The organism is Sphingobium sp. YR768 (assembly GCF_900111125.1).
In the GTDB taxonomy this organism is placed as follows: domain Bacteria; phylum Pseudomonadota; class Alphaproteobacteria; order Sphingomonadales; family Sphingomonadaceae; genus Sphingobium.
In genome coordinates this window covers 254,171-276,169 of record NZ_FOGE01000003.1, presented here as the reverse complement: position 1 = coordinate 276,169, position 21,999 = coordinate 254,171, and the positions used below count along the sequence as shown (strand labels likewise).

At 63.4% G+C, this 21,999-nt stretch carries 22 protein-coding genes; 13 read left to right on the top strand and 9 right to left on the bottom strand.

Going from position 1 to position 21,999, the window contains the following annotated elements; genetic code table 11:
• Window position 1: 1 nt before the first annotated feature.
• The 3 genes from BMX92_RS05915 to BMX92_RS05905 form a co-directional block, all read right to left on the bottom strand.
• Window positions 2–259, bottom strand: coding sequence for a ribbon-helix-helix domain-containing protein (locus BMX92_RS05915; RefSeq protein WP_093013363.1), 258 nt, complete (start codon window positions 257–259; stop codon window positions 2–4).
• Window positions 260–376: 117 nt separating this feature from the next.
• Complete coding sequence (locus BMX92_RS05910; RefSeq protein ID WP_093013359.1) at window positions 377–1,168, bottom strand: 3-hydroxybutyrate dehydrogenase; 792 nt, start codon at window positions 1,166–1,168, stop codon at window positions 377–379.
• Complete coding sequence (locus BMX92_RS05905; RefSeq protein WP_093013356.1) at window positions 1,165–2,358, bottom strand: DUF3734 domain-containing protein; 1,194 nt, start codon at window positions 2,356–2,358, stop codon at window positions 1,165–1,167. The genes BMX92_RS05910 and BMX92_RS05905 overlap by 4 nt, the downstream gene beginning before the upstream one ends.
• Before the next feature lie 146 nt (window positions 2,359–2,504).
• Between BMX92_RS05905 and BMX92_RS05900 the strand changes: the two genes are divergently transcribed.
• A complete protein-coding gene (locus BMX92_RS05900; RefSeq protein ID WP_093013353.1) occupies window positions 2,505–3,383 on the top strand; it encodes a KPN_02809 family neutral zinc metallopeptidase in 879 nt (292 codons plus the stop codon).
• Between the two features lie 3 nt (window positions 3,384–3,386).
• Here the strand turns inward: BMX92_RS05900 and BMX92_RS05895 are convergent, their stop codons facing one another.
• Together BMX92_RS05895 and BMX92_RS05890 are read right to left on the bottom strand one after the other, a co-directional pair.
• Window positions 3,387–3,710, bottom strand: a complete 324-nt coding sequence (locus tag BMX92_RS05895; RefSeq protein ID WP_093013349.1) for a hypothetical protein — start codon at window positions 3,708–3,710, stop codon at window positions 3,387–3,389.
• A gap of 73 nt (window positions 3,711–3,783) precedes the next feature.
• Window positions 3,784–3,975, bottom strand: coding sequence for a hypothetical protein (locus BMX92_RS05890; RefSeq protein WP_093013346.1), 192 nt, complete (start codon window positions 3,973–3,975; stop codon window positions 3,784–3,786).
• Window positions 3,976–4,072: 97 nt separating this feature from the next.
• Between BMX92_RS05890 and BMX92_RS05885 the strand changes: the two genes are divergently transcribed.
• The 7 genes from BMX92_RS05885 to BMX92_RS05855 all read left to right on the top strand — a co-directional run bounded on the left by BMX92_RS05885 (window position 4,073) and on the right by BMX92_RS05855 (window position 10,883).
• Complete coding sequence (locus tag BMX92_RS05885; protein ID WP_093013343.1) at window positions 4,073–6,757, top strand: bifunctional [glutamine synthetase] adenylyltransferase/[glutamine synthetase]-adenylyl-L-tyrosine phosphorylase; 2,685 nt, start codon at window positions 4,073–4,075, stop codon at window positions 6,755–6,757.
• Between the two features lie 2 nt (window positions 6,758–6,759).
• On the top strand, window positions 6,760–7,221 hold the full coding sequence (locus tag BMX92_RS05880) for a peroxiredoxin (protein ID WP_093013958.1): 462 nt from the start codon (window positions 6,760–6,762) through the stop codon (window positions 7,219–7,221).
• Window positions 7,218–8,027 carry a ferritin-like domain-containing protein gene (locus BMX92_RS05875; protein WP_093013340.1) on the top strand — a complete coding sequence of 270 codons (810 nt, stop codon included), beginning with the start codon at window positions 7,218–7,220 and terminating at the stop codon, window positions 8,025–8,027. The genes BMX92_RS05880 and BMX92_RS05875 overlap by 4 nt, the downstream gene beginning before the upstream one ends.
• 106 nt (window positions 8,028–8,133) lie before the next feature.
• Window positions 8,134–8,862, top strand: a complete 729-nt coding sequence (locus tag BMX92_RS05870; protein ID WP_177184944.1) for a M23 family metallopeptidase — start codon at window positions 8,134–8,136, stop codon at window positions 8,860–8,862.
• 78 nt (window positions 8,863–8,940) lie between these two features.
• The gene (gene erpA, locus BMX92_RS05865) at window positions 8,941–9,267 is read left to right on the top strand and encodes an iron-sulfur cluster insertion protein ErpA (RefSeq protein WP_093013334.1); all 327 of its coding nucleotides are present in this window, start codon (window positions 8,941–8,943) and stop codon (window positions 9,265–9,267) included.
• Between the two features lie 158 nt (window positions 9,268–9,425).
• Window positions 9,426–10,202: an exodeoxyribonuclease III gene (gene xth, locus BMX92_RS05860; RefSeq protein ID WP_093013330.1), complete on the top strand. Its 777-nt coding sequence runs from the start codon at window positions 9,426–9,428 to the stop codon at window positions 10,200–10,202.
• Between the two features lie 159 nt (window positions 10,203–10,361).
• Complete coding sequence (locus BMX92_RS05855) at window positions 10,362–10,883, top strand: DUF2239 family protein (RefSeq protein ID WP_093013326.1); 522 nt, start codon at window positions 10,362–10,364, stop codon at window positions 10,881–10,883.
• An 820-nt stretch (window positions 10,884–11,703) separates the two neighbouring features.
• On the opposite strand, the gene BMX92_RS05850 is transcribed toward BMX92_RS05855, so the two are convergent.
• Together BMX92_RS05850 and BMX92_RS05845 are read right to left on the bottom strand one after the other, a co-directional pair.
• Window positions 11,704–12,672, bottom strand: a complete 969-nt coding sequence (locus tag BMX92_RS05850) for a diacylglycerol/lipid kinase family protein (RefSeq protein WP_093013322.1) — start codon at window positions 12,670–12,672, stop codon at window positions 11,704–11,706.
• A 9-nt stretch (window positions 12,673–12,681) separates the two neighbouring features.
• Window positions 12,682–13,176, bottom strand: a complete 495-nt coding sequence (locus BMX92_RS05845; protein ID WP_093013319.1) for a DUF2141 domain-containing protein — start codon at window positions 13,174–13,176, stop codon at window positions 12,682–12,684.
• A gap of 126 nt (window positions 13,177–13,302) precedes the next feature.
• Between BMX92_RS05845 and lptF the strand changes: the two genes are divergently transcribed.
• Both lptF and lptG read left to right on the top strand, forming a co-directional pair.
• Window positions 13,303–14,511, top strand: a complete 1,209-nt coding sequence (gene lptF, locus BMX92_RS05840; RefSeq protein WP_093013316.1) for an LPS export ABC transporter permease LptF — start codon at window positions 13,303–13,305, stop codon at window positions 14,509–14,511.
• A 4-nt stretch (window positions 14,512–14,515) separates the two neighbouring features.
• On the top strand, window positions 14,516–15,616 hold the full coding sequence (gene lptG / locus BMX92_RS05835) for an LPS export ABC transporter permease LptG (RefSeq protein WP_093013313.1): 1,101 nt from the start codon (window positions 14,516–14,518) through the stop codon (window positions 15,614–15,616).
• 423 nt (window positions 15,617–16,039) lie between these two features.
• Here the strand turns inward: lptG and BMX92_RS05830 are convergent, their stop codons facing one another.
• Complete coding sequence (locus BMX92_RS05830; protein WP_093013310.1) at window positions 16,040–17,107, bottom strand: fatty acid desaturase family protein; 1,068 nt, start codon at window positions 17,105–17,107, stop codon at window positions 16,040–16,042.
• Window positions 17,108–17,257: 150 nt separating this feature from the next.
• Between BMX92_RS05830 and BMX92_RS05825 the strand changes: the two genes are divergently transcribed.
• The gene (locus BMX92_RS05825) at window positions 17,258–18,415 is read left to right on the top strand and encodes an N-acetyltransferase (protein ID WP_093013955.1); all 1,158 of its coding nucleotides are present in this window, start codon (window positions 17,258–17,260) and stop codon (window positions 18,413–18,415) included.
• 84 nt (window positions 18,416–18,499) lie between these two features.
• Entirely contained in the window at window positions 18,500–18,682 is a 183-nt protein-coding gene (locus BMX92_RS05820) for a CsbD family protein (RefSeq protein WP_093013307.1), read from the top strand.
• A 276-nt stretch (window positions 18,683–18,958) separates the two neighbouring features.
• Here BMX92_RS05820 and BMX92_RS05815 read toward each other — a convergent pair whose 3' ends face one another.
• Window positions 18,959–20,329, bottom strand: a complete 1,371-nt coding sequence (locus BMX92_RS05815; protein ID WP_093013304.1) for an alanine/glycine:cation symporter family protein — start codon at window positions 20,327–20,329, stop codon at window positions 18,959–18,961.
• A 161-nt stretch (window positions 20,330–20,490) separates the two neighbouring features.
• On the opposite strand from BMX92_RS05815, the gene glmM reads away from it, so the two are divergent.
• Window positions 20,491–21,831: a phosphoglucosamine mutase gene (gene glmM, locus BMX92_RS05810; RefSeq protein WP_093013952.1), complete on the top strand. Its 1,341-nt coding sequence runs from the start codon at window positions 20,491–20,493 to the stop codon at window positions 21,829–21,831.
• The last annotated feature ends 168 nt before the right edge of the window (window positions 21,832–21,999 follow it).

Genomic DNA, 21,999 nt, shown 5'->3' with positions numbered 1-21,999 from the left:
TTCAGGTTAGCGCGTTGCGGGCGATGACGGCGTCCGCATCCAGCGACTGATAATCGCTCTCGGGCGCTGCGAAGGCTACAGTCAGTTCCGCCTTGAGTCGCCCCAGATGCTCGCTTTCGACCCGTTCCTTGTCGCGCCGGATCAAATCCCGGACATATTCGCTGACATTTTCATAGCTGCCGGATTCTCCGACATTGGCGGCGACGAAGTCGCTGAGCGTTCCGCTGACGCGAACATTCAATGTCATCGATTTGGACATGGAGATACCTTCCTGTCCACAAGATATGGAATATTGAGGACAAGCTCAAGAGCTTGTCCTCTGCCCTTGGCCGAAGATCAGCGTCTCCGGCCCAGGCTGATAGAAGGAAACTGCGCTTTACTGCGCGGTCCAGCCCCCGTCGATGCTCAGATTCGCGCCCGTCACCTGCGCCGCTGCATCGCTGCACAGGTATAGCGCCGTCGCCGCCACCTGCTCCGCCGTCACGAACTGCTTGGTCGGCTGGCCGGCCAGCAGCACGTCGTTCATCACCTGCTCGCGGGTCAGGCCGCGCGCCTTCATCGTGTCGGGAATCTGGTTTTCGACCAGCGGGGTCCAGACATAGCCGGGCGAAATGCAGTTGGCGGTGATGCCAAAGGTCGCGACTTCCAGCGCCACCGTCTTGGTAAAGCCGTTAAGGCCATGCTTGGCCGTCACATAGGCGGCCTTGAAGGGGGAGGCGACCAGCGAGTGGGCCGATGCGGTCTGGATGATCCGCCCCCATTTCTTTTCCTTCATATAGGGGATGGCAAGGCGGGTGGTGTGGAAGGCCGCGTTCAGGTTCAGCGCGATGATCAGATCCCATTTGTCGAGCGGAAATTCCTCGACCGGGGCGACATGCTGCATGCCGGCATTGTTGATCAATATGTCGACGCCGCCAAATGTATCGGCCGCTTCCCTCATCATCGCCTCGATCTGGTCGACCTTGGTCAGATCATGGCCCGAATAGAGCGCCTTGGCGCCGCTCAGGGCCTCCAGACCCAGCCGCTCCTTTTCGATCGCATCCTTGTCGCCAAAGCCGTTGATCACGACATTGGCGCCTTCACCCGCCAGCGCCTTGGCATAGGCAAGCCCGATGCCCGATGTCGATCCGGTGATCAGGGCGGTCTTGCCTTGTAGCGACTTGCTCATGCCTTCTTCTCCTTGAGATGATCCGGTGCGTCGAGGTCGAAGGCCGCGCTCTTGCCGTCGAGGATGTTGCGGGCAATCAGGTCGCCCTTGTGCATCACTTCCTCCACCGCGTCGCGGCCCTGGCTCCAATGGTCGAGCATGGTCGACCGGGAGAATTCGAAATCCTTTGCGCCGCTTTCCCAGTTGCGCGAACGATAGATCAGGTGGACGATATTCACCGATCCGCCATCGAGCATCTCGCGCAGTTTCTGAGCCTCTGCGCTGTCCTGCAACTCGGGCGGCAGCTTGTCGAGCAGGCACTGGATCGCGCCATGTTCGCGGCGCAGGCGCAGATACTGGTCGGTCACCTGCCGGGTGCGGCTGCTATATTGAATGTCCTTCATCCGCGAATAGACGTCGGTCATCTGGCGCGGCATCGGCCCTTCGGCGGGGAACAGGTCGACCTGGAACACCAGCATATCCTCGGTCTGATGTTCCAGTACATGCGATAAGGGCGTGTTGGACACGATGCCGCCGTCCCAATACCAGCGGCCATCGATCTCGATCGGTGGCAGGCCGGGCGGCAGGGCGCCCGACGCCATGATATGGCGCGCGTCGATGCGGGTGTTGCCGCCGGGGCCGCGCGTGTCCCAATAGGCGAAATTGCCGGTTTCGACATCGACCGCACCCACCGACAGGCGGACCGGTCCGTCATTCAGCAAATCCCAATCGACACAGGCGTCCAGCGTATCCTTGAGCGGGGCGGTGTCGTAGAAGCTGATCGCCCCGGCGCTGCCTTCGGGCATCAGGGTCGCTGGCCACAGGCGCGGGCGGAACATGCCCGGCACGCCAAAGGCGGCCACGGTGGCGGCCGCACCCAGATGCGCGGCTTCGCGGATATGGTCGATTTCCGGCAGGATCATGTTGGGCATGCCGCCCGACAGCGTGTACCAGAATTTCTTCAGGCGGCTCAGGCGCCGATGGGGTGGATTGCCCGCGATGATCGCGGCATTGGCCGCGCCGATCGAAATGCCTGCGACCCAGGTGACGTCGACCCCCAGTTCGTCCAGCCGCTCGTAAACGCCGGACTGGAAGGAGCCGAGCGCACCGCCGCCCTGAAGCAGCAATGCGATTTCACGGGGAAGGGAGAGCGGCGTCCGCGCACGGCGCGGGCGGCGGGCCTCTGCTTGCTGGGGTTCGATATCTGCCATGTCGCAGTGCAATATAGGCATTGGCACCGGCATTCCAACTTAATGTCTCGTAACAAATCATCAATCCTGGGCAACTCGCCTGCGCGTGGGTGGTTTCCCGTGTCGCCGCAATGGCGTAGGCAAGGGGCAAGGAAAGGGAGGGCGCGATGCGGCTCGACGACGAACAGGAAAGCAGCCATTTCGAAGTGCAGGACGGCCGGGGTGGCGGCTTTGGCGGTGGCCTGGGCGGTGGCCTTGGCATGTTGCTGCCCCTGATCGGCAGCCGGTTCGGCTGCGGCGGCATCGCGGTGGTGCTGATCATCATGGTGGTGATGGGCATGAACCCGCTCAGCCTGATTGGCGGCGGCGGGCAGCCGTCGAGCGTGCGGACCGAGCGTCCCGCAACGAAGGAACTGACCGATGTACAGCGCACGTCGCTCAAGGTGCTGGGGTCGACCGAGCGGCGCTGGACCGACATCTTCAAGGCGGAAGGGCAGCAATATCCGCCGCCGACCCTCGTCTTCTACAGCCAGAATGGCCAGTCGGGCTGCGGCGCGGCGCAATCGGCGATGGGGCCTTTTTATTGCCCGGCCGACCAGCGCATCTATCTCGACACCGACTTTTTCAACGAGATGGAAACCCGTTTCAACGCACCCGGCGATTTCCCGATCGGCTATATCATCGCGCATGAGGTCGGCCACCATATCCAGACCATCACCGGCGAGGCGGACAAGATTCGCAAGGCGCAGCAGCGCGCGAGCGAAGCGGACGGCAATGCGCTTCAGGTGAAGATGGAGCTACAGGCCGATTGCTATGCCGGCGTCTGGGCGGCGCGCGACACCAATTTGATGGAAGAAGGCGATCTGGAAGAAGGCATGCGCGCAGCCGAAGCGATCGGTGACGATACGTTGCAGAAAGCCGCCGGACGTCGTCCTGTGCCGGAGAGCTTCACCCACGGCACCAGCGCGCAGCGGATGGAATGGCTGCGCAAGGGGCTGTCTACCGGCGATCCGGCGCAATGCGATACGTTCAAGGGGGCGATCTGACCCTTAGGGTTCCGCGTTCGGGGAGCCGGGCGGGGCCATGCCGGGCGAAGTCGGCGGGGTCGGATTGACAATGGGCGCGACGGACGTGTCAGGCAGTCCCGATCCTGGCGTCAGGCTGGGTTGTCCGGCGTCGCTCACGGGCGGGGCGAAGCTGGCGACAGGCTCGCTGGGCGGTGGCGCGACAACGACCGGAGGGGGCGGTGGCGGCGGCGGAACCGCGTTTGCTGCCTGTTCGTCATGATGCACTTTGGGCGTGAAGGATTGCACCCCCATTACGATGATCGGCGCGGCGAGCAATATGGCGATGGCAAAATTGCGGTACATCATGGCGGGCGACTGCTTTATCGTAATGGGATGGCGCAGCAGCCTATAGCCAAGGGGTAAAGAAAGCCCTTAACCCCTAGCGCCGGTCCAGTTTCGCCAGCAGGGCGGCCATATCGTCGGGCAGAGCATCCCGTCCCGGCGCATAGGTGGATCGCAGCGCATTGCCGACCCCTTCATAGGGCGTGGGCAGCGCGACGGTGACCATGCGACCTTTGCCGCCGTCCCCTCCGCTGGCCCCTTGGCCGAATATTTTGCGCTGCATTTCCATGACCCAAGAACGGTCGTCGACACGAAAAGTTTCTGGCATTCGTCGCAGCCGCGCGCGATATCGCCGCGGCGCCGGGACAGGGCCAAGGAGAGAAAATGTGACGGACTGGTCGGAAACCCAAGCGCGAATCCGGGCGCATTCGCCCTTTCTGGCGCGGGCGCTGGACCGTTTTCCGGCTGTGGCGGAACGGCTGGCCGCAGCCGATTTCGATGGCGCGCTGGCGTTGGCGCAGGCGGCTGGCACGCCGGAGGATGGTATTGCCCGCTCGCTGCGGCGTCGGCGCGGGGCGATCGCCCTTGCCGTCGCGGCCGCCGATCTGGCTGGGGCCTGGGATATGGACCGGGTGACGCGGACATTGTCCGACTTTGCCGATCAGGCGCTGGGGGAAGCGCTCGCCGCCGCGATGCAGGAGCGCTACCCCGATGCCGAGCATAAGGGCTTCGTCGTCCTCGCGCTGGGCAAGCATGGCAGTCGTGAACTGAACTATTCGTCCGATATCGACCCGATCCTGCTCTATGATCCCACGATCCTGCCGCATCATGAGCGGGAGGATGTGGCCGATGCCGCCGTCCGCATCGGCCGCCGCATGAGCGAACTGCTGACCCAGCGGGACGGCGACGGCTATGTCTTCCGCGTCGACCTGCGCCTGCGCCCGTCACCCGAAGCCACGCCGATCGCCCTGCCGGTGGAGGCGGCGATCGGCTATTATGAATCGACCGCCATGGGCTGGGAACAGGCGGCCTTCATCCGCGCTCGCCCGGCGGCGGGCGATATCGCGCTGGGCGACTATTTTATGCGCCAGATTCGCCCCTTCGTCTGGCGGCGGAGCCTCGATTTCGGCGCGATCGACGCGATCGTCGACATATCCCGCCGCATCCGCGACCATTATGCGCAGGGGCAGGCATTTGGGCCGGGCTATGACCTCAAGCGCGGGCGCGGCGGCATCCGCGAGGTCGAATTTTTCGCGCAGGTCCACCAACTCATCCATGGCGGCCGCGATCCCTCCCTGCGGTCGGGCAACACGCGCGAGGCGTTGCGGGCGCTGGCCGCGGCGAACGTCATCGAAGCGGACGTCGCTGCCCGGCTGGACACCGCCTATATCCTCTTCCGCACCATCGAGCATCGGCTCCAGATGGTCGAGGATCGCCAGACCCACGAACTGCCCAAATCGCCCGACAGTCTGGACAATGTCGCGCGCCTCCACGGCCTGCCCGACAGCGCGGCTTTGCTCGATCTGCTGCGGCCCCATGTCGACTGGGTCGGCCGCAATTATGACCGCCTCAGCCCGGAGAAGGCGGATGCCTCGCTCTCCCATGATGAGGATCGGCTGAAGCAGCAACTGGTCGACCTGGGCTTTGCCGATCCCGACACGCCGATCGCCCGCATCGCCCGCTGGCGCGGCGGAACGATCCGCGCGCTGCGCAGCGCGCCATCCCGCGAAGCGCTGGAGGCTTTGCTACCCGGCCTGATGCGCACGCTGGCCAGGGCGCCCGATCCCTCGCGCGCGCTCAATCGCCTCGACGACATGATCGGCCGCCTGCCCAGCGCGATCAACTTCTTCAAGCTGCTCGCTGCCCGCCCGGCGCTGGTCGAACTGCTCGCCGAACTGCTCAGCCATGCGCCCACGCTCGCCGATGCGCTCAGCCGCCGGGCGGAACTGATCGACGGGCTGATCGACGCCACCGCCTTCGATCCGCCGCCCTCGGTCGAGACACTGGCGAAGCAATTCGGCGCGCTGGAGCCGGGCGAGGATTATCAGACCCTGCTCGACCGGGTGCGCCAGCGCGTGGGCGACCGCCGTTTCGCGATCGGCGCGCAGATTATTCGCGGCGGCGATCCGCTGGAGGCGGGCAGGGGCTATGGCCGCGTCGCGCAGGCCGCGATCGAGGCGCTGGCCAGCGGCACCGTCGCCGAATTCGAAGCGGCCCATGGCAGGGTGCCCGGCGGCGAGATGATCATATTGGCGCTCGGCCGCATGGGTGGTGGCGTCCTGACCCACGCCTCCGACCTCGATCTCGTCTATCTCTTCACCGGCAGCTTCTCTACCGAATCCGACGGGGCGAAGCCGCTGGGCGCCACCCAATATTTCAACCGCCTTGGCCAGCGGATCACCAATGCCCTGTCGGTCCACACCGCATCCGGCCCGCTCTATGAAGTCGACACCCGCCTGCGTCCGTCCGGCGCGCAGGGGCTGCTGGCGGTCAGCCTCGACAGTTTCGCCAAATATCAGCGCGAGGAAGCCTGGACCTGGGAGCATCTGGCGCTCACCCGCGCCCGCCCGGTCTTCGGTTCGGCACAGGCGCGTGCGGCGATCGACGCCATCCTGACCGAAACGCTCCAGCGCCCCCGCGACTTCGATGCATTGGCGCGACAGGCGGTCAAGATGCGCGGCGACATCGCCAAACATAAGCCACCCGCCAGCGACCTCGACGTCAAGCTCGTGCCCGGCGGGCTCGTCGATCTGGAATTTCTGATCCACATCACCCAGTTTCGCCACGGCATGGCCTTCGACCCCGATCTGGGCAAGGCGCTATGTGAACTGGTCGCCGCCGGCCATTTGCCCGCCGACCTGATCGCCGCGCATGACCTCATCACCCGCTATCTCGTCGTCTCGCGTCTCGTCTCGCCCAAATCCACCGAGCCGCCCGAAGCCACGCGCCCGCTGGTAGCCCGCGCCTGCGGAGCCGAAGATTGGGACGGACTGCTTGCCAGCTATGCGCAGGCGCGGATATGCGTCGGCCAGGCCTGGGCCGCGCTCGCCGCACCCTATCAGGAGGAATGATGATGCTGGAACAAGGGGGCGTGCTGCCCGCCGTCACGCTCAAGGATGCCGATGGCGTCGACTTCACGCTCGAAAGCTATCGCGGCAAACCGCTGGTCGTCTATTTCTATCCCAAGGCGGATACGCCCGGCTGCACCAATGAAGCGAAGGATTTTACCGCGCTGGCCGACGAATATGCCGCCGCCGGGGCGCCGGTGATCGGCATTTCGAAGGACAAGCCGGCCAGGCTCAAGAAATTCGCCGAAAAATATGGCCTGACCGTCATCCTCGCGTCGGACGAGCCGGGCGATGCCTGCGAAGCCTTTGGCACCTGGGTCGAAAAGTCGCTCTATGGCCGCAAATATATGGGGATAGAGCGGGCGACCTTCCTGGCCGGCGCGGATGGCACGATCCTGCGCGTCTGGCCCAAGGTGAAGGTGAAGGGCCATGCCGCCGAAGTGCTGGAGGCGGTGCAGGCGCTTTGACCCTTCCGGTTTCGATCGACAGCGTGGGCGCGGCCTGCGCTTACGTGATGTTGACGCCCGATCCTTATGCCAAGCTGATGGCGGCGCGAGCCGTCGCGCGTGCCTGGCGTCTTGGGCGTCTCGCCCATCGGTTCGACACGGCCATGCCGGATCGGCCCGCACGCCCCGCCACGCCAAAACTGCTGCCGCCGGGCCAGATGCCCCGGCGCGGCAAGATCGGCTCCGAACGCGCGCGCATCGCCATGCTCCATGCGCTCGCCCATATCGAATTTGTCGCGATCGATCTGGCCTTCGATCTGATTGGCCGTTTCGGCGGCGAATTTCCGCGCGCCTTCACCGACCAGTGGATGCAGGTCGGCGCGGAAGAGGCGATGCATTTCGCCCTGCTCGACCGGCGGCTGCGGCAGATGGGCAGCCATTATGGCGCGCTGCCCGCGCATGACGGCCTGTGGCAGGCGGCGGAAGAAACGGCCGGTGATGCGCTCGCCCGCCTCGCCATCGTCCCAATGGTGCTGGAGGCGCGCGCGCTCGACATCACCCCCGCCACGGTCGAACGGTTCGAAAGCGTGGGCGACAGCACCACGGCTAAGATGTTGCAACGCATAATGCATGACGAGATTCGTCACGTGTCAGCGGGGACGACATGGTTTAGCTGGGCGACGAACCGACTGGGCGTCGAATCCGCTAACCACTATCAAATGCTGGTGAAACGCCATTTTCGCGGCAGCGTTAAGCCGCCGTTCAACGACTCAGCGCGTCGACAGGCCGGTTTGACGGAAGATTTCTACGCCGCGCTTGCAACATGACCGGCAATTTGCAGTCTGCACTCAGCGGGGGCGATCTAGGTCGCCATATACATAACACGGGAAGCACCGAGCGACATAAGTCTCCGGTGACATAGTCGGGGTCTGCATGTCGGTACTTCATACGGTTAATGCTCGTCGGTCGCATTTGTTCCAAACGGGCATCAAGGTTAAAATGGCGTTAGCCAGCATGGCCATGGTCGGCGCGCTCTGTGCAGCGGCACCCGCCAGCGCCACCGAAAGCGACGATCCCTATGGCGATGCGTCGGAAATCAACACCAGCCCGCTTGGCCCCTCCGACGTCGGCTTCTCCAATCTTTTCTCCAGCCTCCAGCGACTGGACGGCAATGCCAAGACCGCAGCCTATATCCCGTCGGGCCGCCCGGTCGAAAAGCTCTCGCTGACCTCGAACTTCGGCGTTCGGTCCGACCCGTTCAACCGCTCCGCCCGCATGCACAAGGGCATCGACATTCCCGGCCCGATCGGCACCCCGATCCACGCCACGGCAGACGGCATCATCAGCCGCGCCGGCTGGGCCAGCGGTTACGGCAATCTCGTCCAGATTTCGCATGGCAGCGGCATGGAAACGCGCTACGGCCATATGTCGAAGCTGCTGGTCGCCGAAAATTCCTATGTGAAGCGCGGCCAGATCATCGGCCTGATGGGTTCGACCGGCCGTTCCACCGGCAGCCACCTTCATTATGAAGTCCGCGTCGATGGCGCAGCCATCAACCCGCTGCCCTTCGTCGCCGGCCCCGATTATCTGGTCGCGATGAACGGCAAGCCGCCGCTCGCCATGGGCGGCCCGACCAAGGCGGAGGAAAAGGCGGTCGACTGATCGCTTTTTGACCGAATTTGCAAAAGGCCCGGCGCCCCATGGGTTGCCGGGCCTTTTGCTTGATCCTATCTAGGCATCATGTCCGACATCGACCTGACCCCCTCCGCAGCCGCTCGCGTGGCCGCCATCGCCGCCAAGCAGGGCAAGCCGGCGATTCTCCGCCTGTCGGTGGAGGGCGGCGGCTGTTCCGGCTTCCAGTACCGGTTCGGCCTGGCTGAAGCGATCGAGGCGGAAGACCTCACGGTCGAACGCGACGGCGTGACTCTGGTGGTGGATGATGTCAGCATCGACCTGGTCCGCGGCTCCGCCGTCGATTTCGTCTCTGACCTCGGTGGGCAGGCGTTCAAGGTCACGAACCCCAACGCCACCGCCGGCTGCGGTTGCGGCACCAGCTTCTCGGTGTAACGGAACGCCGTGCTCCTGCGAACGCAGGAGCCCAGAATGCGGGGCACATCGTTCGACTCTAGGCTCCTGCTTTCGCCGGAGCACGTTTCATATTATGCGGGCGATCCTATTGGGTGGATGGACAGCATCCACGAACGTAAAAGAGATTGGGCCGCCCCATGCGCATCGCCACCTTCAACATCAACGGCATCAAGGCGCGCCTGCCGCGCCTGCTGGAATGGCTGGATGAAACGCGCCCGGACATTGCCTGTCTTCAGGAAATCAAGACCAGCGACGAAACCTTCCCGGTCAAGGATATCGAGGCCGCCGGCTATGGCGTGATCTGGCACGGGCAAAAGGGGTTCAACGGCGTCGCCATCCTCGCGCGCGGCGAAACCCCGGTCGAAGTGCGCCGCGGTCTGGAAGGCGAACCGGAGGACGAGCATAGCCGCTATCTGGAAGCAGACGTAAAGGGCGTGCGCGTCGCCAGCATCTACCTGCCCAACGGCAATCCGCAGCCCGGCCCCAAATTCGATTATAAACTCCGCTGGATGAAGCGCCTTCGGACACGCGCCGCCGAAATCTGGGCGGAGGAAGTCCCCGCGATCCTGGCCGGCGACTATAATGTCATCCCGCGCGACGTGGACACTTTCTCGGTCAAGGCGATGCAGGACGATGCGCTAATGCAGCCCGAAAGCCGGGCCGCCTATCGCCGCCTGCTGGCCGACGGCTGGACCGACTCGATCCTCAGCCGCCATCCCAATGGCGGCGTCTGGACCTTCTGGGACTATCAGGCGAACAGCTGGCCGCGCGACGCGGGCTTCCGCATCGATCATCTCCTCCTCAGCCCCGCCGCCGCCGATCGCCTGATCGACGCCCAGGTCGATAAAGAATTTCGCGGCCGTGAAAAGGCCAGCGACCACGCCCCGACCTGGGTGGAATTGCGCGACCTCTGATCAAAGGCCAGTCCCCTAACGTCCGTTCGTGCTGAGCCTGTCGAAGCACACGCGCAACAGACGTATCACGAACGGCTATAGCCAGAAATCATTATTACCCGGATTATATTGACTCAATAAAATCCGGGTAATAATAACCCATGCCGAAGGAGACTCGGCATGGAACGAACATTTACGGCTTTCGCAGGTGAGCTGTGGATCGCCACGGGCGACGAAGGCGAAGTGCGCGAAGCCCTGCGCGCGATGGGGGACGAAGCCCAGAATATCCTGCTGTTCGACGATGCAACGGGCCGTCAGGTGGATATCGACCTGCGCGGTCCCGCCATCGAAGAAGCACGGGGCAGGGGCCGCCCCAAACTCGGCGTCCAGCCGCGTGAAGTGACGCTGCTACCGCGCCATTGGGACTGGCTCGCCACCCAGCCCGGCGGCGCATCGGCCACGCTCCGCCGCCTTGTCGAGGACGCCCGAAAGACCAGCGCCACCACGCCCAGCCCGCGCGCGGCGATGGATGCCGCCTATCATTTCCTGACCGCCATGGCCGGCGACCGCCCCAATTATGAAGCGGCGATCCGCGCCCTGTTCGCAAAGGACGAACAACTGTTCACATCCCTGTCACAGGACTGGCCCTCCGGCATCCGCGACCATGCCCGCGCACTGGCGGCACCGGCATTTGGAGGGTAGTCCCGCTAACGCCCGTCATGCACCGTCATCCCGGCCTTGAGCCGGGATCCCCCTTCCTTCCTGACGGCCCTCTGAGAGGCGGGATGCCGAATCAAGTCAGGCATGACGATGGAGGAATATAGGCTTAGAATCATTAGCGGCCCGCGTGCGCAGACCAAATCTTGTCCGAAAGCGGAAGTCCACTTAGCCTCATTCAACCGATTTATGGAAGGCAGGCTGTGATGCGGCGGTTTGGACCTACAGTAAAAAGCGTAGCGGCTTTCATAGCGGGCCTCGCTGTCGGATTGGGGATCGCGATTTGGTGGTCAACTGCGCCAGCATCTTCAAGCCTTACCGCTAAATTGCCATCAAATTGGCGGGCGGCTTCGACGATATTTGACACACGCCTCCGCGCCCGCTTTCCGATCGGCACGTCGTCATGGACTTTCATAAACGATCTTCGAAAGGAGGGTTTTGAGCCCACGTGGTTTGAAGCGGACGGACAATATGGGGCCAAGCGCCTCGAAAGCAGCTTTCCATGCAGGATTGTTGCGCGTGTATATTGGCGGGTCGGCAGAGATGGCGCTGTTACAGCAGTTCGTGGCCTGTATCGCGAAGAAGGCTGTCTCTGAGGTGAGCAGAGCTAGCGCATCGTGGGCAAAATCGGGATCACTTTTGTATCCGTTCGCCCTGAGCCTGTCGAAGGGCCATACTTCTTGAAGAAAACAACAGGGCTTCGACAGGCTCTTCTGAGCGAAGTCGAAGGGCCGAACGGGTCTTATTAAAGGCTCGATGCTCTAGCGTGAAAGTCGTCAGTCTAACTCAGCCGCCAAACCCAGCCCTAAGCCGCCAGCCTTAGAAACGGCACCGGCTCGGTCGATCGCAGCACGATCGGCTTGCCTTCCGACGCTTCGAACAATTCGCCGTCCAGGATCACGCTGCTGCGGTCGCCCTCGATGCGGATGACATCGCCCTGTTCCAGATGGATGCCCTGCATCTTGTGCTTGCCCACCCGCTTGAACAGGCTGGCCCAGATCAGGCGGAACAAGGCGGGCAGGCTCTGGTCCACCGCCATCAGCTTCATATTACCGCGCCGGCTGTCGCCGGGGTCCACGCCCAGCAGCAACCGTTCCAGCGTGGTCACGATCAGCACGGCAAAACGTCCCACCAACTGCCCCTCGCGGATCAGCGATATGCTGACCGGGCGGCTCGACGGTGGCAGGAATTTGGCGCGGATGCCGAACAGCAGCGAGACTATCACCGCGATCGCGGTGATCACATGGCTCAGCCCATTGGACAGGCCCAGCGGATAGATCTGGTTGCGGCAATAGAGCATGTAATCGGCCAGCCCCGCGCCGCCCAGAAACATGCCCAGCACCGGCCGGCTGCCGACCGCGCCGTCCGACAGGGCGATCAGTTCGCGCGCCACGACATGGTCGGCAACCCCGGCCTTGGCGATCTCGACAATCCGTTCCAGCGCCTTGATCGGGTCGCCATGAATGCCAAGGTCGAGGGCGATCAGGTTGGTCTTGCCATTGGGCAGCACCGCGATCGGCGGCACCCTGCCCTTGAAATGCTCGCCCTGATACAGCTCGGTCAGCGACGCCTGCACCGTGCCGTCACCGCCATTGATGACGATGACGGCCGGGTTGACGCGGGCGATGGTCTGGAATGCGCGGCCGATCTGGTCGACCTGCTCCACCTCATAGTGGAAGATGTCCGGATTGCTGGCGCAATAGCTGCGCACGCGCGGAAGGGTCTGCCGGTTGCCCGTGGACTTGGGGTTGGACAGGAGCGCGACGCAGACCATCTTTTCCGATCACATATATTTGAGGTTGATCGTGATTTTCGTCACGCCGGTGCCAGCATGGAACGCCGCCTTCTCCACGCCGGGCTTGCCCAGGTTGAAGATGCTGATCGACGGATTGTTGGAAAATCCGCCGCCGTCGCGGGAAATGTCGGTCTTGCCATTGCCGTCGCGATCATGCCGCACGGCGATGCCATATTCGCCGGCCTGCGGCACGGGCAGGCAAAAGCGCATCCCGCCATTGGCCGGACGGACCGTCGTTTCGATTCGATTGAGCCATTCGCCCTTGGTCAGCCAGGCGGATTTCGTGGCGGGATAGGACTGGATACGGACCTTGCCGGTCGCCGCCACGAAGCCGCGCACATCGACCAGCACCGCCGGTCCCCGTGCACTCGCGCCGCAGCGTTCGAGATCATTGGCAATTTCCTGCCCATGGGCCATCGCCGGGACAGAAGCGACCAGCGCTACTACCGACATCAGACCCAGTGCAACTTTCAACATGACCATCAGACTCCTGGAAGCTATAGCCACCGGCATGACCCGGTTGGCGAGCCCCTGTTCGCCCCGCTTACCTGACTCGCATATGGGATGGGTTTGCGGCCAAATCATGGTGATGGGACGACGACTTAGAGAATGCTGACCGCCACCGACCGTTATCTCGCCCGCCTGATCGCCGTGCCCATGATTGGTACGCTGGTGATCGCCGCGATGCTGTTCATGCTCGACAAGATGTTGAGCCTGTTCGATTTTGTCGCGGCACAGGGCGGCCCGGTCAGCGTGGTGTGGCGCATGCTCGCCAATATGCTGCCCGAATATATGTCACTGGCGATCCCGATCGGCCTGATGCTGGGCATCCTGCTTGCCTTCCGCAAGCTGGCGACGACGTCGGAACTGGACGTGATGCGCGCGGTGGGCCTGTCCTATGGCCGGTTGCTGCGCGTCCCCTATATGTATGCGATCGCGCTGGCGCTGATCAATTTCGGCATTGTCGGTTTCGTTCAGCCGCTGTCGCGCCATGCCTATGAGGCGCTGCGCTTCGAACTGCGCTCGGGCGCGCTGGGGGCATCGATCAAGGTCGGCGAGTTCACCACCATGGGCAAGCGCATGACCATGCGCATCGAACGCAGCCGGGATGAAGGCCGCAATCTTCAGGGCATTTTCGTCCGCGCCAACAGCAGCAACGGCCAGTCGGTCGCGGTGACGGCGGCGCAGGGCACTTTTCTGGCGACCGATGATCCCGACACCATCATCTTCCGCCTGCGTGACGGCGTGCTGGTGAATGATGGCCCCAAGTACAAGACGCCGCGCATCCTGTCCTTCTCCAGCCATGACCTGCCGATCGACCTGCCCCAGATCGAGAATTTCCGGGGGCGCGACGTCGACCGGGAAAAAACGATCCCCGAACTGGTGGTGATCGGCCGCAACGCCGAAACGCCACAGAAGCTGAAAGATGAAGTGCGCGCCAATTTCCATTATCGCATGGTGGAGGTCGTCTTCATGCTGCTGCTGCCGCTGGCGGCGCTGGCCTTCGCCATCCCGCCCAAGCGATCCACATCGGCGCTGGGCGTCTTCCTCTCGATCATCTTCATCGTGACCTATCACAAGATCAACCAATATGGCGAAAGCGTCGGCGCGCTGGGCAAGATCGATCCGATCTTCGCGCTATGGGGACCGTTCCTGGTCGCCTCCGCGCTGGTGCTGTGGATGTATCATGTGATCGCGCACCGGCCCGGCGGCCAGCCGATCGGCGCGCTGGAATATGCCTTTGGCAAGCTCGGCAAGCAGGTCGTCCGCCTGCTTAGCCTGCGCCGGCGACGCGCGCCCGCGGAAGGAGCGGCCTGACCCCATGAATCTCCACTTCTTCCCGTCGCGCCAGATCAGCTTCTACATGATGAAGCTGTTCTTCACCCGCACCTTCGCCGTGCTGGCGATGCTGGTGGCGATCCTGCTGACGCTCGACCTGCTGGGCGAATCGGGCGACATATTGGCCTATGCCGGCAATGGCGATGCGCAGCTCTGGCATTATGCCGGCCTGCGCGCGCCGCAGATTGCTGCCACATTCCTGCCATTCTCGGTCCTGCTCGGTACGCTGATCATGCTGGCGACGCTGAACCAGAACAGCGAAATCATCTCGATGAAGGCGGCGGGCCTGTCCGCGCACCAGATTCTGGCGCCGCTCGTCGTCGCCGCATTGGGCGTCTCCGCGCTCAGCTTCGTCTTCAGCGAACGGATCGTCGTGCGTTCTACGGCGGCGCTCAGCGCCTGGCAGGCGGTGGATTATGGCCCGGTCCCGGCCGAGAGCGGCGTGAAGGCCAATCCCTGGGTGCGGGACGGCAATAATCTGGTCAATGTCGCGATCGTCGCGGGGCGCGGAACCGCCGTGCAACTGCGCAAGGTCGAGATTTACAACCGCATCAACAACAGCCTGATCACCATCGTTCAGGCGCCCAAGGGCCATTATGATGCCGCGACAAAAAGCTGGTTGCTGGAAAATGCCCGCCAGTTCGACGTCGCACGCGGCACGATGCGCGATGTCGGCACGGTGCGCTTCGGCCGCGATATCCGCCCCGACCAGTTCACCCTGGCAAAGGTCGATGCCGACGCACTGACCTTCAGCGAATTGCAGTCCGCGATCAACGACCTGCGCGATGCCGGTCGCCCGACGGCGGAGTTGGAAGGCAGCTTGTGGCACAAGATTTCCGGGCCACTCTCCGCGCTGCTGATGCCGATTCTGGGATCGGTCGCCGCCTTCGGCCTGGCGCGTTCGGGCCAGCTTTTCATCCGCGCGGTGATGGGCATGGCGCTGGGCTTCGCCTATTTCGTCGCGGATAACTTCTCGCTGGCGATGGGCAGCCTCGGCGCCTATCCGCCGATCCTGGCTGCCTGGGCGCCCTTCTTCCTGTTCCTGCTGGTCGGGGAAACCGTGTTGTTCCGAACGGAGGAGTAGAGGCCAAATTAAAGGCCCCGGCGACCAAGGGACGTCGCGCGGGGCCTTCGTAGGGGCGTTCCGATCCTCGTCAGGGGGAGGGGAAAGGGACCGGAACAGCCACCATATGGGCGACCGAAATCCCGTTTCAACCCGCAACTGGAAAAATTATGCGATTGCGTGCAGTCGGCTGATTCAGTTCGCACTCGTGTTCCCCCTCCCGCAAGCGGGAGGGGTTGATGGGAGGCACGTGACTCCCATCAAGGGGTGGGCTGCGCGAGGTTGCATTGACCCACGCCGCTGCCATTAGACCATCGCGCCTTAAATAAGACCCGTTCGGCCCTTCGACTTCGCTCAGGAGAGCCTGTCGAAGCCCTGCTCTTTTCAAGAAGTACAGCCCTTCAACAGGTTCAGGGCGAACGAATAGATATTGCACGCGATGCTTTAACGTGCGCCCATCGTGCTCCGCGCGATCTTGCCGACCAGCGGCATCATCCCGCGATAATTGCCCTTATGATAGGGCGAGTCCGCCGTCAGCGTCGCCATCAGTCGCGCATGGGCCTTGCCCAGCGCATGATAGGGGACGCTGGGCAGCAGGTGGTGCAGCGCATGATAGCGCAGCCCCACCGGCGCCCACAAAGCAGGCAGATATCCCGGCGGCGGCACATTGACCGAGTCCAGATATTGCGCCGTCACGGTCATCGCATCGCCCTCATTCTCCCACAGATGCGCGACCAGCGTGCGCAACTGGTTGATGACGGTCATGGCCGAATGGATCGCCATATAGACGAGCAACGGCTTCCAGCCGAAGGCGAAGACGCTGCCCATCAGCGCCATAGCGAACAGGCATGAACCCGCTTCCTGCCAATGCCACATGCGCGCGAACTCGCCCTCGGGCGTGCGGCGGCGATAGGCGGGATTGATCGACAGCGCCGACAATTCCGCGACCACCTTGCGCCGCAGCGGCGGGATCAGCAGCGACAGCGGCGTCAGCACGCCAAAGCGCAGGATCAGCCCCACCGGCGCCAACGACGCGACGAGGATGAACAGCGGCAAAGACCAGGGCTTCATCAGCGCCAGCGGCAGATATTCCGGGTCTTCCGCCGTGCCATAACGGGTGCGGGCATGATGCTGGGTATGCACGCCTTCATAGAGGAAGGACGGGATCATCAGCGGAATGCCTACGATCAGGTTCCAGCCAAAGCGGAAGCCGGGCAGCGCGCCCTTGCGGATATGGGTCAGCTCATGGATGAAGCTCGCCGCGCGATACAGCGCCAGCATCGCGACAAAGGCGCAGGCGACCGCCACGGCCACATCGTTCACCAGCATCGCACCGGCCATCGCGCCCCAGCCGATCAGGGCGGATGCCAGCATGTCGGGCCAGTAGATGCGCGGATTGGCCACCGCATAGTCGCGCGACATTTCGGCCGCGGCACGCAGCATGGCGTTGTCGTCAGGGATCGCCGCCCGCGCCTTTTGCGCGGCGGCAATTATGGGATCATGCACTGTCATGCGGCCGGTTCTAGCTTCCAAATGCGCTGATATCATGGCAGCACCATGACATATTCACCATGTTACCCGCCTGTTTCCGCCGCGTGATTGACATTCCGCAAACAAGCGCCGAACTGCACCGCATTGTATTTTTCTTCGAAGGCGGCACCCGTGGCGCATAACGATCTGGTCATTACCCCCGTTTCCGGCAAGGCCGACCTCAAGGCTTTCATCGATCTGCCCTGGCGGCTTTACGCCAATGATCCCAACTGGGTGCCGCCGCTCAAGGCCGAGGTGAAGGAATTGCTGACGCCGGGGAAGAACCCCTTTTTCGGCCATGCTGAGGCGCAATATTTCCTCGCCCGGCGCGGTTCCACCGTGGTCGGCCGCATTTCCGCCCATATCGATCATCTGGCGCTGCAACAGCCGGTGGAACAGGGCATGGGGCCGGGCACCGGCAATTTCGGCCTGTTCGAGGCGGAGGATGCGGCGGTCGGCGCGGCGCTGATCGCGACGGCGGAAGACTGGCTGCGTGGCAAGGGCATGAGCCGTGTGCTGGGGCCGATCTCGCTCTCCATCTGGGAAGAGCCGGGCCTGCTGATCGCGGGCCATGATCATCCGCCCACGGTGATGATGGGCCATAACAGCCCCGCCTATCAGGCGATGATCGAAGGCGCCGGCTATGCCCCGGCCAAGCAGCTCAAAACCTATGAACTGGACATCACGAACAGCTTCCCGCCGCTGATCCAGCGCATCGTCCAGTCGGGCCATAAAAACGCGCGCATCACCATTCGCAAGGTCGACAAGTCGAAATTCGACAAGGAGGCAGCGATCATCCTGTCGATCCTGAACGACGCCTGGGGCAATAATTGGGGCTTCGTGCCGATCACGGACGAGGAAGTCGCCCATACCGGCAAGAAATTGAAGCCGATCGTGTTCGAGGATCTGATCATGATCGCCGAACTGGACGGCGAACCGGTCGCCTTCATGATGACGCTGCCCGACCTCAACGAAGCGACCAAGTCATTGAACGGCTCGCTCTTCCCCTTCGGCTTCATCAAGCTGCTGAAATGGCTGCGCAAGCCCAAGGCGCGGACGATGCGCGTGCCGCTGATGGGCGTGGTGCAGCGGCTGCAAAGCTCGCGCATGGCCAGCCAGCTTGCCTTCATGATGATCGAGACGATCCGTCTGGAAGCGGTCGCCCATTATGGCTCGACCCGTGGCGAGATCGGCTGGGTGCTGGACGACAATCAGGGCATGAACGCCATTGCCGACGCCATCAACAGCACGGTGAACAAGGTGTATCAGATTTACGAGAAGCCGCTCTGATATTTCGTTTCGCCTTCGTATCGGCGGAAACCCTTTCTGCCGACTATCGTTGATACTCCAACACCCTAGCCAAGGAGTATCGACATGGGCGAAGCAACCGACAAGCTGAAGGCCGCAGGCAACAAGGCCGCTGGCGCTATTAAGGAAGGCATCGGCAAGGCGACCGACAATGAACGTCTGGAAGCCGAAGGCAAGGCGCAGAAGGCCAAGGGTACGGCGCAGGATGTGGCCGGATCGGTCAAGGGCGCTTTGGGCGACAAGATCTGACGCTTAGCCGTCTGCACGAAAAAGGCCTCGCTCCCATGGAGCGGGGCCTTTTGCGTTTCTGTCCTATAGGACGGAAAATCGATATATAATGTTCCCCGGCGAAGGCCGGGGTCCAGTTCCACGCTCGCAACTGGACCCCGGCCTTCGCCGGGGAACGGCAGCCGATAGGGTCTTATTATCACGGCTCGTTATTACCTACTGGCGGCCTGTTGGAGACTTTCCGATAAGATCACTCCCGCGTAACATAATGTCGAAACTTACGGGAAATATGCGAAGTTAAGCCTCACCCTTGGCCAGATAGTTCCGCACGTCCCGCCGCAATTCCCCGGCGCACAGATACAGTGCGATGACATTGGGAATGGCCATCAGGAAGAAGCTGCTGTCGACGATCCCGACCACCCGGCCGAGGTCGATCGCGGCGGCCGGGGGCAAAGCGACGACATAGAGGATCTTGTAGACCCACTGCGCCTTGGGGCCATTGCCGAACAGATAACCCCAGGCCTGCAAGCCATAAAAGCCCCAGGCCACCAAAGTCGAATAGGCGAAGAGGAACACCACCACCGCCAGCAACCAGGGGAACCAGGGCGAAACCTTGGCAAAGGCGGCCGACGTGATCGCGATCCCCTCCAGCCCCGTATTCCATGTCCCCGCGACCACCAGTGCCAGTCCGCCCAGCGCACAGACGATCATCGTGCCCAGCAACGGCTCCAGCAACGCGACCAGCCCTTCCGACACCGGATGCTCCGCCCGCGCCAGACTATGCGCCATCACGGCAGACCCTACACCCGCCTCGCTGGCGAAGACCGCGCGCCGCATCCCCGCGACAAAGGCGCCGACCGCGCCGCCGGTCATCGCCCCGCCGCTCCACGCCCCGTTCCAGATCAGCGCCAGTGCGCTCGGAATTTCGGTGACATGCAGGATCAGGATCGCCGCCACGCCCGCCAGATAGACCGCGACCTTCAGCGGGGTCAGCCGCTTCGACACCTCGCCCAGCCAGGCCGCGCCGCCCAGCGTCACCAGCGCCACGGCGCCCGCCAGAAACACGCCATAGGCCCAGCCATTGGTGATGCCGGTCACGACCTTGACCTGCGCGAAACTCTGGTTGACCTGCACCATCGGGATCGCCCCGAACAAGGCGAAAAAGGCATAGGCTCCGCCCAGCACGATCCCCAGCTTCGGCCAGCCCCGCGCCGCGCCCACGGCCTTGAGCACATACATCGGCCCGCCATGCACATGACCCCGGCTGTCGAACACGCGATATTTCAGGCCCAGCGTCACCTCGGCCATCTTCACCGTCATGGCGAACCAGCCGATGATGAACATCCACAGGATCGCGCCCGGTCCGCCCATGGTCAGCGCCACCGCGACCCCGGCGATATTGCCCAGGCCGATCGTGCCGGAAAGCGCGGTGGAAAGCGCCGCCCATTGGCTGACATCGCCCTTCGCCTCGCCATGCTGCGGCTGGCTGCGCAGGATGCGGATCGCCCGCCCGACCTGCGTCACATTGGGGAAACCCAGCCACAGGGTGAAGAACAGCATCGGCAAAGCCAGATAGAGTACGATCAGTTCGATCTGCGCGCCAAACAGCGGCACCTTGAAAAAGACGGCGGCGGACAGGCCGTCAACAAAGGCATTGAAATTTTCCATGTCCGCCCGGATGCCTTCGAGCGCGTCGAAAGTCGATCGACAATTTCTAAACTCCGTTCGTCCTGAGCCTGTCGAAGGACGTTGCGCGCGTCCTTCGACAGGCTCAGGACGAACGGATAATGGGTTGCGGGTTCATGGCTGATCGGTGCATGGAGAAAGGCATGAGCAGGCGATATTTCGGCACAGACGGCATCCGTGGCCGCACCAACCAATGGCCCATGACCCCCGACCTGGCGATGAAGGTCGGCATGGCGGCCGGCACCCATTTCCTGCGCGGCAGCCACCGCCACCGCGTCGTCATCGGCAAGGATACCCGCCTGTCGGGCTATATGGTCGAAAATGCGCTGGTTGCCGGCTTCACCGCCGTCGGCATGGATGTGGTGCAGTTCGGCCCGATCCCGACGCCCGCCGTCGCGCTGCTCGCCCATTCGATGCGCGCTGATCTGGGCGTCATGATCTCCGCCAGCCACAATCCCTATTTCGACAATGGAATCAAATTGTTCGGCCCGGACGGTTACAAGCTGTCGGACGAGGATGAACTGAAGATCGAGGCGCTGCTGGATCAGGATATCCCGCTCGCCGCTTCCAAGGATATCGGTCGCGCCCGCCGGGTCGAGGATGCGCGCGGCCGCTATATCCATGCGGTCAAATCCAGCTTCCCGGCCGACCTGCGGCTCGACGGCCTCAAGATCGTGGTCGATTGCGCCAATGGGGCCGCCTATCAGGTCGCGCCCTCTGCGCTCTGGGAACTGGGCGCCACCGTCGTCGCGGTCGGGGTCACGCCCAACGGCACCAACATCAATGACGGCTGCGGCTCCACCGCGCCGCTGCTGTTGCAGGAAACCGTTGTCTCCTCCGGCGCGGACATCGGCGTCGCGCTGGATGGCGACGCCGACCGGCTGATCGTGGTGGACGAACAGGGCAAGATCGTCGACGGCGACCAGATCATGGCCCTGATCGCCGCCAATTTCGCGCGGGAAGGCACACTGCGCGGCGGCGGCCTCGTCGCGACGATCATGTCGAACCTCGGCCTTGAACGCTTCCTGACGGGGCAGGGCATCGCGCTGGAGCGGACCAAGGTCGGCGACCGCTATGTGCTGGAACGGATGCGCGAGGGCGGCTTCAACGTCGGCGGGGAACAGTCCGGCCACATGATCCTGTCCGACTACGCCACCACCGGCGACGGCACCGTCGCCGCGTTGCAGGTGCTGGCCGCGCTGGTCCGCGCCGGCAAGCCCGCCAGCGAAGTGTTGCACCAGTTCGACCCCGTGCCGCAACTGCTCAAAAATGTCCGTTTCTCGGGCGGCAAGCCACTGGAGCATGACGACGTAAAGCGCGTCATCGCGCAGGCCGAGGTCGAACTGAACGGCGCCGGCCGCCTCGTCATCCGTCCCTCCGGCACAGAACCCGTCATCCGCGTCATGGCGGAAGGCGACCGCGAGGATCAGGTGAAGGACGTTGTCGAACGCATCTGCGCCGCGGTGGAGAAGGCGGCGGCGTGACGCGAGAAAAACCTCCGTTCGTCCTGAGCGAAGTCGAAGGGCATCGCCGACCGCAGGGAGGTGTCTTCGCCTCCGCTCAGACACGGGCTTCGACTTGCCGCAGGCAAGTTCATCCTGAGCGCCTGCCTTGGCAGGCAGTCGAAGGGCTCAGCCCGAACGGATATATCT